12 protein-coding genes and 1 pseudogene are annotated in these 13,722 nt (G+C 56.5%); 10 read left to right on the top strand and 3 right to left on the bottom strand.

The window, feature by feature from the left end:
• Positions 1-8 precede the first annotated feature (8 nt).
• From ACZ5C7_RS03465 to ACZ5C7_RS03420, 10 genes and pseudogenes are all read left to right on the top strand, one after another.
• A complete protein-coding gene (locus tag ACZ5C7_RS03465) occupies positions 9-950 on the top strand; it encodes an ABC transporter permease (protein ID WP_464375211.1) in 942 nt (313 codons plus the stop codon).
• Positions 947-1,969 (top strand): ABC transporter ATP-binding protein, encoded by a 1,023-nt coding sequence (locus ACZ5C7_RS03460; protein WP_464375210.1) that lies wholly within the window; start codon positions 947-949, stop codon positions 1,967-1,969. Before ACZ5C7_RS03465 ends, ACZ5C7_RS03460 begins: the two co-directional genes overlap by 4 nt.
• Positions 1,962-3,038, top strand: a complete 1,077-nt coding sequence (locus tag ACZ5C7_RS03455) for an ABC transporter ATP-binding protein (protein WP_464375209.1) — start codon at positions 1,962-1,964, stop codon at positions 3,036-3,038. Before ACZ5C7_RS03460 ends, ACZ5C7_RS03455 begins: the two co-directional genes overlap by 8 nt.
• Positions 3,035-4,018 (top strand): ABC transporter permease, encoded by a 984-nt coding sequence (locus tag ACZ5C7_RS03450; RefSeq protein ID WP_464375208.1) that lies wholly within the window; start codon positions 3,035-3,037, stop codon positions 4,016-4,018. The genes ACZ5C7_RS03455 and ACZ5C7_RS03450 overlap by 4 nt, the downstream gene beginning before the upstream one ends.
• Positions 4,019-4,254: 236 nt before the next feature.
• Entirely contained in the window at positions 4,255-5,316 is a 1,062-nt protein-coding gene (locus ACZ5C7_RS03445; RefSeq protein ID WP_464375207.1) for a zinc-dependent alcohol dehydrogenase, read from the top strand.
• A gap of 285 nt (positions 5,317-5,601) precedes the next feature.
• On the top strand, positions 5,602-6,273 hold the full coding sequence (locus tag ACZ5C7_RS03440) for a hypothetical protein (protein ID WP_464375206.1): 672 nt from the start codon (positions 5,602-5,604) through the stop codon (positions 6,271-6,273).
• 425 nt (positions 6,274-6,698) lie between these two features.
• Positions 6,699-6,936, top strand: a pseudogene (locus tag ACZ5C7_RS03435) (MATE family efflux transporter); the annotation flags it as partial.
• 89 nt (positions 6,937-7,025) lie between these two features.
• The gene (locus tag ACZ5C7_RS03430; RefSeq protein WP_464375247.1) at positions 7,026-7,664 is read left to right on the top strand and encodes an NAD(P)-dependent oxidoreductase; all 639 of its coding nucleotides are present in this window, start codon (positions 7,026-7,028) and stop codon (positions 7,662-7,664) included.
• A 275-nt stretch (positions 7,665-7,939) separates the two neighbouring features.
• Positions 7,940-8,938 carry an IS110 family RNA-guided transposase gene (locus ACZ5C7_RS03425; protein WP_464375205.1) on the top strand — a complete coding sequence of 333 codons (999 nt, stop codon included), beginning with the start codon at positions 7,940-7,942 and terminating at the stop codon, positions 8,936-8,938.
• 564 nt (positions 8,939-9,502) lie between these two features.
• A complete protein-coding gene (locus ACZ5C7_RS03420; RefSeq protein WP_464375204.1) occupies positions 9,503-10,534 on the top strand; it encodes a zinc-binding dehydrogenase in 1,032 nt (343 codons plus the stop codon).
• Between the two features lie 287 nt (positions 10,535-10,821).
• Here the strand turns inward: ACZ5C7_RS03420 and ACZ5C7_RS03415 are convergent, their stop codons facing one another.
• The 3 genes from ACZ5C7_RS03415 to ACZ5C7_RS03405 form a co-directional block, all read right to left on the bottom strand.
• Positions 10,822-11,904, bottom strand: coding sequence for a hypothetical protein (locus ACZ5C7_RS03415; RefSeq protein WP_464375203.1), 1,083 nt, complete (start codon positions 11,902-11,904; stop codon positions 10,822-10,824).
• A gap of 21 nt (positions 11,905-11,925) precedes the next feature.
• Positions 11,926-12,495 (bottom strand): UGSC family (seleno)protein, encoded by a 570-nt coding sequence (locus ACZ5C7_RS03410; RefSeq protein ID WP_464375202.1) that lies wholly within the window; start codon positions 12,493-12,495, stop codon positions 11,926-11,928.
• Between the two features lie 90 nt (positions 12,496-12,585).
• Positions 12,586-13,668, bottom strand: coding sequence for a hypothetical protein (locus tag ACZ5C7_RS03405; protein WP_464375201.1), 1,083 nt, complete (start codon positions 13,666-13,668; stop codon positions 12,586-12,588).
• Positions 13,669-13,722 lie beyond the last annotated feature (54 nt).

The raw sequence follows: 13,722 nt of genomic DNA, 5'->3' as shown, positions 1-13,722 counted from the left end.
TACATAATATGTCAAGTAAATCAGGAAATTTGATGCGGAGCCTGACGAATACAGTGAATGAGTGGTTTGAGAGCAATCTCATCTTGGATGGTCTGACGGACTTCGCTGGCGAAATACGTGGGAATCGACTCATGCAGGCGTCGCTCTTGTTTCTCCTGTTCGTTGGATTCCTAGCGGCATTCGGAGAGACATTGATGCCGTACGAGTACGATGTACGTCACTACAACGCTAACGACGAACTGCTCCGCCTAGAATCACCGTCCACCAGCCATCCCCTTGGAACCACCGAGGGGGGATACGATATCCTTTCAAGGCTCATGTATGGAGCCAGACCAACGTTATTGACTGGCATATTAGGCGGTCTCTTGATCGTCTCAATAGGATTGACGGCTGGGACCACCGCAGGTTACTATGGAGGATGGATAGACGAAACCATAATGAGGATCGTGGATATCCTCTACGGTATCCCGTTCATCCCCTTTGCGGTCGTGTTACTGGGCTTCCTCGGAATCGGATTCTGGACGACCATCTTCCTTATCGGTGCGTTGCTGTGGCGGGGAAACTCTCGTATCTTCCGCTCACAGGTATTACAGATCAAAGAGCGAAGTTACGTTAAGTCAGCTAAGGCAAGTGGCGCAAGCGACTTCCACATCATAGTAAACCACATCCTCCCTAACATGGTCGGGATGATCATTCTGTTTCTCGCGCTGGGGATGGGTATTTCCATCCTCCTCGCGGCAGGGCTCGCCTTTCTCGGGTTCCTTAATCCCTTTATCCCGTCGTGGGGCGTCATGATCAGGAACGCGTACAATTCGGGATTCCTGCTTGAAGCATGGTGGTGGTCCTTTCCACCAGGGATGATGATTTCGTGGACAATCCTAGCGACATATCTTCTCGGACGAGAGTACGAACGAATGCAAGAAGTTGAGACGGAGGCTGAGGCTCTATGACAGATCCAATACTCGAGATCGAAGACCTGACCATCCGGTACCACACTGAACAGAGGGACATTGCCGCCGTCACCGATGCCTCATTTGCGGTTGAAAAGGGGCAGTATCGCGGCTTAGTCGGCGAAAGCGGCTGTGGAAAAAGTACGCTTGCGAAGTCCATTATCGGTGCACTGGACTCCAACGGCGAGGTCACCGATGGAAAGATCAAGTTTCGCGGCAAGGAGATCCAAGACTTCAACGATAAGGAGTTCAACGACCAGATCCGATGGAAAAACATCTCCATGATTCCCCAAGCGTCGATGAACAGCCTCGACCCCGTGATGCGGATCAGCAAGCAGGCGATCGACCTCGGAAAGTACCATACTGACTGGTCCAAAGAGGAAACGCTCAATCGACTCGCGGAACTATTCGATATCGTCGGGTTACCCCCCGAACGGATGGATGAGTACCCTCACCAGTTCTCCGGAGGGATGCAACAGCGGGTCATCATCGCGCTCGCCTTGTTACTGGAACCCGACCTGATCATCGCTGACGAGCCGACCACTGCGCTCGACGTGATCATGCAGGACCAGATCATGGCCCACCTTCAGGAGATCAAAGCAGAAACGGACGTCGCCATCCTGATGATCACACACGATATCTCGCTCGTCTTCGAGGAATGTGATTCAATGGCCGTCATGCATGGTGGACAGATCGCCGAGACTGGGACGACCCACGATTTGTTCTACAATCCGAAACATCCCTACTCGATCCTCCTCCAAAAGACGTTCCCAGACATCCGATATCCGGATCAGGAACTCACCACCATCGAAGGGGATCCGCCGATCATGTCCGGCGATGTAACCCGATGTACATTCGCCGACCGGTGTCCCTGGGCGCAATCTGAGTGCCGAGTGAACACCCCGCCGCTGGAACCAACCCAGGGGGACCGAGAACACCAAAACTCCTGTTTCCGGAGCCACGAAATGGACGAACTCGCATCTGATCAGACACGACACGCCGAGGTGAACAATGACTGAAACTGACCCGATCCTCAGGACTGACAGACTGGAAAAATACTACAACCAGGAGACAACGCCGATCGAGGTACTGCAAAACAAACTGACCGGTAGTTCGACGCAACCCGTCAAGGCCGTAGACGGGGTAGACCTCACATTCCACCGCAACGAGATTACTGGCGTCATCGGCGAAAGTGGCTGCGGGAAAACCACGCTACTGGAGACGCTTATCGGCCTCCACGAACCAACGGGAGGTGAGATCTACTTCAACGGCAACCCGACGTCCGATTTCAGCAAGGAGGACTGGCACGAATACCGCAGGCGGGTGCGCATCATCTTCCAGAACCCCTACGAGGCGATGAACCCGAAATTCACCGTTCGACGCGCCCTCACGGAACCCCTTTCGATACACGGGATAGAAGAGGATGATGACCGCGTTCACGAGGTGCTGGAGCAAGTCAATTTGACCCCGCCATCGCAGTACCTCGATATGTACGAGGATCAGCTGTCAGGCGGAGAGAAACAGCGGGTAGCGATCGCCCGCGAGTTGATCGTCGATCCGGACGTAATCCTCGCGGACGAACCGGTGTCCATGCTGGACGTGTCGACGCAGGTCGCCATTCTGCGCTTGCTCAAGAGACTCGCCACCGAAAACGAGGTGTCCGTCATCTACATCTCCCACGACATCTCGACGGTGTCGTACGTGTGCCAGAATCTCAACGTAATGTACCTCGGGAAGGTCGTTGAAAGCGCACCAACGCGAGAACTCCTCAATGAGCCCGAGCACCCGTACACGCGGGAGCTTGTCCAAGCGGTCCCGGTCCCGAATCCCGACCACGACCGGACGCGGTCGAACGTTTCGGGTAATCCGCCCGACCCAGTGAATCTCTCAGCCGGATGTAATTTCAAGGATCGCTGTCCCGACCAGATGGACATCTGTGATGCCGACCCGGTTCTCTATCCCACAAGCGAAACCCACCAGGCAAAATGCCACTTACACTACGACCACGACCAATCCATCGATATGAATACTGATAGGCAACTACACGAACAGGACCTCAAAACAGCCGAGGAGGAGGAGTCACGATGAATTTTAAGTATCTCATCCAGCGAAGTTTCTTGACGGTCATACTGATCTTTTTGTCGGTTACGCTCATTTTCTTCTTCCTCAGACTGATGCCTGGCGACACGCTTACCCAACTGACTGCTTCCGGTGCCGATGAGGAAGCGGTCCAAGAAATCAGGGAACTGTGGGGGCTCGATCAGCCGCTATACATGCAGTACATCGACTTCATGGTCAATCTGGCACAAGGTGAGACCGGTATCTCTCACCAGTACGGACAGCCGGTCTACGACGTGGTAAGACCCCGGCTAATAAACTCGCTCATCCTGCTGCTGCCGGCGCTGCTGATCAACGTCATCGTGGGATCCAGCCTCGGTGCGGTCATTGGAACGCGAGTCGGGTCTAGTCTCGAGAAGTGGGGTATCGTTATTCCGACGATGTTCGGGACGGTTCCACAGTTCTTCATGGGCATCGTCCTCCTCACGCTGTTCGCCGGTGGCTTGTTCAACGTGTTCCCGACCGGCGGACTGGTCAGTCCCGAAACGTACGAGAGTGATCCCACGTCAATATTCCTCACCTGGGACTTCCTCTGGCATTACACGCTCCCGTTCCTGACGCTCACGCTCACTGGGGTCTACTATTCCACGCTGATAATGCGATCCAGCATTATCGAAGTGAGCGGCCAAGACTTCATGTTCTTTCATCGGGTCAAGGGCATCCCGCGGGGAAGGCGTCTCCTGCGATTGACGCGGCACGCGTCGCTCCCAATAGTCACGGTACTTCCAGTCCAATTCACGACGATCATCAGCGGAGCTGTTCTGGTCGAACTGATTTTCAACTGGCCGGGAATGGGACTGCTGATCATCGATGCGACCTTTGCTCGTGACTTCCCGGTGATTCAGGTTCTCTTCCCGATCCTCGCGGCCATGATCATCATCGGCAACTTCTTGGTCGATATCCTCTACAGCGTCTTGGATCCGCGGGTCTCGGTCGGGACCGACACCTAACTCTCCGTCTCGAGTTTCGTGCGGTGGTCGACGTCGTCAGGAATGGGTGCGTCTTTTCGGTGCTGAGCGAAGGATTCTCGCTATTGTTGAGTTCCGTATTTTGCGTCAGGATTGAAATGACTGGCTTCGAGAAGGACCAAGCTGACGTGGGTTAGAGATAGTATTCAACATCAACCAGCCCCACCTGCTATCCACCCCCAAAGAAGTAACTATGCTCCCACAAATTAGGTTCCACAATGGCGACTACGGGCAAGATGACGGTGCTGGAGAAGCGGGAGGCGACCGAAGGCATGAATCTCGCGGAACGACCGATCCCGGACCCAGGAGAGGGCGAAGTGCGGATCGCCGTGAGGTCCGTCGGCATCGACGGCGGCGTCGAAGCCCCGTTCTACCGATGGGAGGAGTCCTACCACCGTTACAAGCCACACCTCCCACAGGTGTTCGGCCACGAATTCGCGGGTGTGGTAGACGCCGTAGGACCGCGCGTCGAGGGCTGGGAGGGCGGTGAGCGCGTCGCAGTCGAGCCGCGGATCTCCTGTGGGCGGTGCCGGAACTGCCGGGAGGGACACAGCAATCTTTGCACGAACGAAACCGGATTCTCGCCGCACGGCCGGAAGGCGATCGGGATCGACACCGAGGTGCCCGGCGCGCTCGCGGAGTACGTGGTAGTGCCCGCGCGCAACCTCTACACGCTCCCCGAGGAAATTACGGTCGACGAGGGCGTATTCCTCGAGTTGCTCGCCATCGGGGTCCACGGGATCGAGGCATCATCGTTCGAGGTTGGGGATCGCGTCGCAATCACCGGCCCCGGATCGGCGGGGTTAAGCGCGCTGCTCGCAGCGCGCGAAGCGGGTGCGAGCGAGATAGTGATGATCGGCGCCGACGTCGACGAGGGGACGCGGCTCCCGATCGCCGAGGAGATGGGCGCCACGTCGACGCGAAACGTTACAGAGGGCGCGCTCGACGATTCGGCCGACGTGTTCCTCGAGGCGTCCGGCCACGAATCTGCGCTCCGACTCGCGGAGTCGAGCATCCGCTCGGGCGGCGAACTCGTCCAGATCGGCGTCTATCATGGTGCCGAGCGCGTCCCGTTCGGCCTCAACGACCTCCTAAAGGAGGAGATTTCGGTCCAAACGGTCAATGCCCGCCGCGAGTCGGACTGGCGCCGGACGCTCGCGATCGCGCCCGCGATCGATCTGTCGCCCGTCGTCGGGCCACGATTCGAGATGAACGACTTCGAAGCGGCTTTTGCCGCCGAAGCTGACCGGCAGGGAGTCAAAGTCGTTCTCCATCCGTGATTTGATTCTCCGGCACCCCTTGAAAGGATATGATGAATTATTGGTGTTTTCAGGAGCGATAATAGAGAACTTCTATAGAAACCCTGGAACGACATTTCAGCAGGCCGAACCAGGATTCAATGACAGAGCTGCACAAGGCGTCGACGTGACGAACCCGAATCGTCCGTCTCGCACCGACCCGTAAGCAGACAATACGGCGAGCGTACCGACAATGTGATTGTGAACTCAATGCCGTTTCGCTTCCGACCCGAAGAGTTTTAGACAAATCGACAGTATCCCGCTGACATGGATGCCAATAAAATTCTCAAGCGATTGATCAACGCCGACGTTGTTAAAGACGCCAACGGTCAGATCACCCCCACCGAGGACTTCGCTGCCCGCCGCGCGGACGTTCTCGAGGACGAAAACACCCGAAACAAATCCGACTGGGAGAACTCAAACGTGATCGACGACGGCGACGACGACTTTCTCGCCACTGTAACGACTATCGCCGAGTTCGTCGAGGAAATGAGCGAACAGGACATCCTGGTGGCGGCGCGGGTATTTGATCGGCTCGAAAACCCACCGACGTCCTCCGGTGCTCCAGAAAACTTCGTCCCGCTGCATCAGGAAGACATTCAGGGCTTCCTTATGGAACACGCCGCTGCAGTGATATACGTGTGGAAGCCGAAAAACACCCCCTGTGCAGAGATGGCCGAGACGCTCAGCCAACTCCACGAACTCTCAGCCGTTGACGAGACGGTCGGGCTCGGGTCAATCTGCGTGGAAGACGGTGCTGACCGCTTGCGAGAGGAATACGATGTTGGGATCCTCCCAACAACGCTGTACTTCGTCGGACAGACAGTGGACATGCGGAGCGTCGGTGTACGGAACCTCGAGCACGTCGAACGGCAGGCGCAGATAATAACTGACCTGGCAAACAGAACTTCCACGGCAGACACCCAGTCGGACGCGTGACATTCCTCCCTATCTCGAGGAAGTGGGTCATCCCTGAGCGGCTTCGTACGGTAGTCCGGATACGCGTTCACTCCGGTATCAGGACTGTGGCCCAGATCAAGTGTTCTCGTGATTCGTGCCGGAAGTGTCGGATTCAATTTCCTTGATAGGCAGGATCCTCTCTTTGAAAGTAGAGAGGAGCGAAGAAACACATTGTCGAACGCTCTGATGATGACCGCAAAATGCTCGAGTGGTTCATTTGACCGGTGAGGAAAAGACCACGGATAAGGTGTGAGTGAGGCCCCCCTTGAAGGGAGTAGAGATTCTGCTGGTATCCTAGGCTATTTATCAAACCCTAAAAATATCATAGGGTGAGCGTGTATCGTGACTATCAGAAGCTAGTCTGGCCTGTTTGGAAACGGCTTAGCGCACTTTCGTGGCCGGTAATGGCAGAGCAAGTATTGCGCACCTTGATGCGAACAACAGATGGTATCGTCGCTGATTTTTTCTCCACCAGCAGCGGTCGCAGCGGTAGGATTGGCCGATCTCTATGCACGTCTTCCACTGCGCGTGGGTCTCGGTGTCGGGGATGCCGCAATCGCGCTTTCCAGCCAAGACACTGGTAGTGATGCGGTCGCAAATCGAAATGAGACTGTTACGCAAGCACTAGTGATCGGGTTGCTTGAGGAGACCATAACAACGGAATGAATAGTAATCCTGACCAGGATATTTTGATCAAAAAGACTAATATGAAGCCGAGAGTGCTTTCCAATATGGATGTGCTTCTATACGGTGCTAGCGGACGTATTGGTACTCGAGTAACAGAAGAACTCCTCGAACGAGGACACTACGTAACGGGCGTTTCTCGTAGTGGGACCGTTGAAGGAATCGATGATCCAAACCTTGTTGAAATGTCGGGGGATGCCACTGAGGCAAATGACGTCGCGAAACTTGCGACAGCTCACGATGTAGTCGCCTCCACGCTTGGCCCGAACGGAGACGAGTCTCCCGACGTCCTTTCAGAGATGATGCAGGCAGTTATCGAAGGACTGCAACAAACCACTATCGATCGACTCGTCTGGACTGGTGGCGCTGGTGGCCTCAAAGTGGATTCGGAAACACGATTGATCGAGACCGAGAACTTTCCCGAGGAGTCAAAGCCAGTCGCACAAGCAGCGATCGATGCATTCGAAATTCTCCGCGAATTCAACGATTTTGAATGGACATACGTCGGACCTGCCGCAATCATTGAGCCTGGTGAGCGAACTGGAGCATATCGAACCGCTGAAGGAGGACTGGTCACTAATGAAGACGGTGACAGCTATATCACGATGGAAGATTTCGCGATTGCTTTCGTTGACGAAATCGAGGAAAAGAATGCTGTCCACACCTATCTTGGCGTCGGTCAATAAAAAGCTGGTTCCGTCTACTATCGATGGAGCGGAATGAATTTTGGCTCTGTTGACTCGATGGAAACGCTGCTACTCCATGAGAGCGTGAAACAAGATATGGGGCGCAAGAGACCGACAAGGATTTCGTGCCACAGAGCACGTTCTGTTGACTGGTCCGTGTGCGAAAGAAGCCGAGTCATGGGCGTGACAGCCCGGATGCCGCGCGCCGCGGCATCCGGGAAAGCCCGAATAGGTGAATCTCTGCTTCACGCACTGGCGTCCCGGGTGAACAAACCATGTACCTCGGAATCGACGTCCACAAACGGTACGCACAGGTGGCAGTAATGGATGAGGCTGGGATGATCGTCGAAGAGGTTCGCGTCGAAAACGCGAACCTCGACGACCTCGCCCAGCGGTACGCCGGCGCACAAGCCGTGATTGAGGCGACCTCCAACTACTACCACATCCACGATACGCTGTCAGAGCACTTGGATGTGACCGTCGCTCATCCGAAAAAGATCAATCAGATCGCAGACACTGACAAGAAAACCGACCGCGTGGACGCGAAAGAACTCGCGCGGATGTTACGGTTGAACTCGGTGCCTGAAAGCTATGTTCCGACCGAGGAGGTACGGGAAGCCCGCGCACTCGTGCGCGGGCGACAGACGTTGGTCGAAAACCGTACCAAATACGCCAATAAGGTTCACGGACTCCTCTCCGATCACGGCATCACTGAGGACGTGAAACCACTGAATGTGGAGGGACGAGAGTTCCTGCGGGAACTCTCGATCCCGACGCCGTGGGACACGTTGCTTGAGTCGTATCTCGACCTGATCGAGTCGCTCACCGAAGAGATTCAGAAGCTTGAGAAGACGATTGAAGAACGCGCTGGGTCTCTAAAGGAGACCCAGCTGCTGATGAGTATTCCCGGAGTGAGTTACTTCACAGCGTTGACTATCTACGCGGAGTTGGGTGATATCAGCCGGTTTGACGGTGACAAAGCGGTCGTCAGTTACGTCGGATTGAACCCGGTGATCCGCGAGTCAGGTGACTCGCGGATCGAAGGGAGTATCTCAAAACGTGGATCAGGTCGTGTGAGATGGCTGCTCGTCCAAGCAGCAAACACCGCAGTCCATACCTGTAACGACGAGTATCTGAGTCGGTTTTATGACCGGCTAGCAAGCCGAAAGAACTCACAAAAAGCAATCGTGGCAACGGCTCGGAAGCTGCTGGTGTCGATCTACCATATGCTTGATCGGAGAGAAGTGTACGATCCACCGGGTGTGACCGCATAGAGAGAGATCTGAGGGCCGCCGGACCGGCGGCCCTCAGTGGCCGACCGAGGCCCTCCATGAGCGTCAGCTATCGCCAGACAGCGACCGCACCGCAGACACGATCCGACCGCCTACCGGCTGTGAGAACAGCAGATTCCAAGACGGCGTAATCATTTTGTCGCTAGCCGTGGTTTGATCGGCCAGCAGCGTTTCCATAGGTGAAACCCTTGGAGAATTACAAGTTTGGCCAGCATCCGTCTTTAGCTATGGAAATTCTGCTGCCTGAACAAACCACCGTTGACGACATGATATTTTGAACCCCCGAGCTGAGTGATCCAGGACGTGAGAAAACCGTCAGACTGGAGGGCGATTCCATCGTAACTGGCGGAAAGCGGGAGACATCGCGTGCGGTAGCTGTAGCTGATGCGGTCCGCGACCCCGCCACTGACCGCCGCCAGTCAAGCACCTACAACTTGGTGGGTTATATCTGAAGACGTGCGACAGCCGCCGTCATAGCGGTGCAGGATTGACGTACGGGTTGCCCTAATCAACACATTTAATAATAAATGATGTGAGTTATAGCACATGAGAGCTGCACTCTTCTACGGTACAGAAGATATGACTGTCGAAGACGTTGACGAGCCAACCCCCGGAACAGGCGAGATACTAGTAGACGTAGCGGCGTGTGGGATTTGTGGGTCCGACCTCCACTTTTATACAGAAGGACTCCACGGAGACGCTGAACTACCCGTGACGCTCGGCCACGAAGTCGGCGGAACGGTTATCGAAACCGGCGAGGACGTCGATATCGAAGTCGGGACGGACGTCGTTCTCAGCCCACACACGCCCTGTATGGAGTGTTGGTGTTGCGAAGACGGGCTCTACAACCTCTGTCAGAACTTGAATGCGACCTCGGCCCAGCCGGGCGGGTACGCGGAGAAAGTGGTAGAAAGCGCCGACAACGCGATCGTCCTGCCGGAGGGCGTCTCGCCCGAAGAGGCGGCTATCGCTCAACCCGTCAGCGTCGGCCTGCACGCCGTCCGCGAATCCCCGTTAGGAATCGGCGACAGCGCGATGGTCGTCGGTGCCGGGCCGATCGGATTAGGCGTAATCCAGTTCGCGAAGTCGACGGGCGCGGGACCGATCTACGTCTCGGAGCCCCAGGAGTCGCGCCAGGAGGTAGCGAGAGAGTTCGGCGCAGACGCAGTAATCGACCCGACCGACGAAGACCCGGTCGAACGCGTTCGCGAAGAGACCGGAACAGGCGTCGACGTCGCGTTCGAAGCCGTCGGTCACCAAGCAACGCTCAATCAGGCCATCGAGTCGACGCGCGCGAACGGCCACACGACCGTCATCGGCGTGTTCAGCGATGACGTCGAGATCTCACCGCAGAGTCTCGTTGGCTCCCAACGGTCGATCTCGGGCTCGACGTCCCACCAACTGGGACCACGGGTCACCAAGGAATATAACGCGGTACTTCGCCAGCTCGAGACCGGTGAACTCGACGCCGATAAGTACGTCACCTCACGTATCGGCCTCGAGGACGTCGTTGACGAGGGATTCGAAACACTCCTCAGCGAGGATAACGAGGAACGCAAAATCCTTGTCTGTCCGTAACGTCGCGAATCGATAGTCGCACATCGACGGTAACGATCCCAATCGGCCGATTTTCGAACCGGACTCCTTTTTCGGGATAGTGGTGACGACGAGGACGGTCCAACTAATCGATCCGTGAGCGATACGCGTCGCTTGCTACTTCGGAGAAAGACTGGTGGGAATGGATACCGTCCCGAAAGAGAAGGTGTCTGGTTGAAGGACACGAAGTTGGGATCACGGGCTGGTATCCCTTCACACCGTCAAAGGGAAGGTAGCACCGACTACCCTATTGGGCAAATCGTTGCGGGTTACTCGTAGAATCCCTCGGTTGGGACCCAGTTGCGTTCGACCGAGTACTCCTCCACCAGCGAGTCCCACTCGTCCGGGAACTCGATCTTCTTCGTGACCGGGCCGCCGATGGAGGTCCCCGCGATGGCGTTGACGCGGCCGGCTCCGCCCGTGGCCACGATGTTGATGGAGTCGGTGTCATCGTACTGTCTGACCTGCCGCGGAACGACCTTATCGGTGTCGAGCATCGAGTTGGACGTGCCGTCGGTCTTCCGGTAGGAGTTCTCGACGATGTACTCCTTGATCTCTTCCTTGCTCAGGTCTTCTTTCTCGAGTTCTTCGGCATTGTAGGGATTGACGAAGTGAGTGATCGTGGCGTTCAGATCTTCTCCGCTACTTGCGCGCATCGACTCCGGCGTGTTGTCGATCATCCCACGAAGGACGTCCTGAGCGCTGTTCTCGTGTGGGAACCACTGGACCCAGCTGTTCGGTCCGGAGAGGGAGATCGTACTGTCCTCCTCGTCGAAGCCGTTCGTGACGTGGTAGGGCTCCCACGGACTACTATCTTCGTTCTCGCCGGCGAGGAAGCTGAACTTGGCGGGATTCCCCATTACGCCCATATCCTTTTCGCCGGGATAGATCTTCGCGGTGTTCCGGTAGGCGATCCCGAGGGCGCGTGCGATGGTCTGGTTAGCGTGGAAGCTCGGACCGAACGCTCCGGAGCCGCTCTCGATATCGAGGGCGTCTTGAACGGGGCCGTTGACGATCCACTGGTAGGCCCACGACCCGGTACTGACCGAGAACTGGATGGAGTTCGAATCCGGATCGGCGAGCGCCCGAACCCCGGCTTCCAGTACCGGCATATACGTCGGCAGACAACCGGCCATCACCGCGTTCGACGCCAACTTCTCGACGGTAAGCGGATTGTCATTGTTTCCGATTTCCCCGAGAACGTGGTCCCGCGGGTTGTCGGTGCCGCGCAACATTTCTTCCACCCGCTCGTCCGTTGGTGGTATGACCGGAAGGCCGTCCGTTAGCCCTTGTTCGTACAGTGATCGGTTGATCTCCTCTAGCGACTGCTCTTTTTGTGTTTGATTAGACATGGTCTCTCCTGGTTGCGGTGGTTACTGCGCTACTTGCTCTGCGCGCTCTTTGTCGTTCAGCGACCGGGTTAGTTCTTCTTCGATCCCGTCCACGACTTCGTTGCTCACTTCCTCACGAACTCGATCGAGATCCGTCGTCTCGCATCGAACGGGCGTCTTCTTGTATCGAAGTGGACGGCCGCGCTCGACGGCGTTCGACTGGTAGTCGAGTTCGAACCCTTCGTCGATAAGGCCGACGCCGGGCGTTCCGGCGTCCTCGATGAGTTCGATACCCCACGCGAGGAACTTGGTACAAGAGCCACAATCGCCGATCGCACCGATGCCGATGTCGACGTTCTCGGCCCAGTCGACGACGCTCTCCTGTTCGTCGTCGTTCTTGATCTGGTTTAAGTGTTCAACGTGGTACCATTCGAACGTCGCATCGGGATACCGCTGTGCGAGTTTTTCTTGAACGGCTGTCAGTAACGGTTCGGCCGCTGGCTTCCCGTTATCGTACAGCCCGATGTGTTTGCCTTCCAAGGAGGCGACTCGAGAGACGAGCGGTTTCTGTTCGGTATCATTCCCCGATGAAGAGGGCGTTATGAGACCCATATGAGAGAGTAACACTCGCATGCGGCATATAGTTTTTGGTGACAAGTAACAATGGTGTATGAAACGAGTCACCACGCCGCAAGCGGTGCATCACTCGTCGAAATCGTACTCCGCGACCAGGTGGTCCCACTCGTCGGGGAACTCGATCTTCTTCGTAACCGGGCCGCCGATCGATGGTCCGATAACTACGTTGGACTGGCTTTCACCGCTCCCGCCGGCAACGACGTTCACGTATTCGGGACCGCTGATCTGGGGAACCTGTCGACTCTCTACCGCGCCGTGGTAATCGTCCAGGGCGTCGTCCCAGAGAACGCCTTTCTGGAACCGTTCGATCGGAATGTGAGAGTTATCTGCAATGTACTCTGTAACCTCCCGTTTGGAGAGACCGGCGTCGGCAAGCGTCTCGAGGTCCGTTGAGCTGAGCACGTGCAAAATCGTTTGGTCGAAATCGCCGCCTTGCTGTTCCCCGCCGACCATCGACGGTGGCGTGTTTTCGATCATCCCGCGGAGAATCGCTTCGGGGCTGTCCGCCCCGGATTCCCACTGGATGAAACTGTTCGGCCCGCCGAGCGTGATCGTGCTGTCCTCCTCGTCGAAGCCGTGCGTGACGTGGTACGGTTCCCACGGACTGGTCGACTCGTTCTCGGCGAGGAATAAGCCGAACTTGAGCGGGTTCGCCATCACGCCCATGTCTTTTTCGCCGGGATAGATGCTCGTCGTGTTTCGATAGGCGATCCCGAGCGCTCGCGCAGTTGCACGATTGACGCGGGTGGTTCGGCCGAACGGCCCGCGCCCATCAGCAAGCCCAAATTCGCCGAGAACGGGACCGTTCAGAACCCACTGGTACGCCCAGCCGCCCGTACTAACGGAAAACTGAATAGAGTTCGAATCCGGGTCAGCGAGCGCTCGTATCCCCGCCTCGAGTATCGGCATGTACGTCGGCAGACAGCCCGCCATCACCGCGTTCGACGCCAACTGCTCGACGGTGATCGGGCTATCATCGTTGCCGAGCTGACCCAGAACGTGGTCGCGCGACGTATCGGTACCCCGGAGCATTTCCTCGATGCGCTCGTCCGTCGGGGGTACGATCGGGAGCCCGTCCGTCATTCCCTCCCGATAGAACGACCGAGACACTGTGCTAGTCGACTCGTCCGGCGGCTCGTGTTTGGACATTGATTACTCCGTTAAGTAGGAGGTACCGACTGAAGTACCTTGATACTTTTGTCA

The sequence above is a fragment of the Halostagnicola alkaliphila genome (assembly GCF_055379965.1).
This window is presented reverse-complemented; position numbering and strand designations above follow the sequence as displayed.

What these genes read in the sequence shown, in the direction of transcription:
- ACZ5C7_RS03465 (WP_464375211.1), top strand. Translation starts at nt 9, where the DNA reads ATGTCAAGTAAATCAGGAAATTTGATGCGGAGCCTGACGAATACAGTG.
- ACZ5C7_RS03460 (WP_464375210.1), top strand. Translation starts at nt 947, where the DNA reads ATGACAGATCCAATACTCGAGATCGAAGACCTGACCATCCGGTACCAC.
- ACZ5C7_RS03455 (WP_464375209.1), top strand. Translation starts at nt 1,962, where the DNA reads ATGACTGAAACTGACCCGATCCTCAGGACTGACAGACTGGAAAAATAC.
- ACZ5C7_RS03450 (WP_464375208.1), top strand. Translation starts at nt 3,035, where the DNA reads ATGAATTTTAAGTATCTCATCCAGCGAAGTTTCTTGACGGTCATACTG.
- ACZ5C7_RS03445 (WP_464375207.1), top strand. Translation starts at nt 4,255, where the DNA reads ATGGCGACTACGGGCAAGATGACGGTGCTGGAGAAGCGGGAGGCGACC.
- ACZ5C7_RS03440 (WP_464375206.1), top strand. Translation starts at nt 5,602, where the DNA reads ATGGATGCCAATAAAATTCTCAAGCGATTGATCAACGCCGACGTTGTT.
- ACZ5C7_RS03430 (WP_464375247.1), top strand. Translation starts at nt 7,026, where the DNA reads ATGGATGTGCTTCTATACGGTGCTAGCGGACGTATTGGTACTCGAGTA.
- ACZ5C7_RS03425 (WP_464375205.1), top strand. Translation starts at nt 7,940, where the DNA reads ATGTACCTCGGAATCGACGTCCACAAACGGTACGCACAGGTGGCAGTA.
- ACZ5C7_RS03420 (WP_464375204.1), top strand. Translation starts at nt 9,503, where the DNA reads ATGAGAGCTGCACTCTTCTACGGTACAGAAGATATGACTGTCGAAGAC.
- ACZ5C7_RS03415 (WP_464375203.1), bottom strand. Translation starts at nt 11,904, where the DNA reads ATGTCTAATCAAACACAAAAAGAGCAGTCGCTAGAGGAGATCAACCGA.
- ACZ5C7_RS03410 (WP_464375202.1), bottom strand. Translation starts at nt 12,495, where the DNA reads ATGGGTCTCATAACGCCCTCTTCATCGGGGAATGATACCGAACAGAAA.
- ACZ5C7_RS03405 (WP_464375201.1), bottom strand. Translation starts at nt 13,668, where the DNA reads ATGTCCAAACACGAGCCGCCGGACGAGTCGACTAGCACAGTGTCTCGG.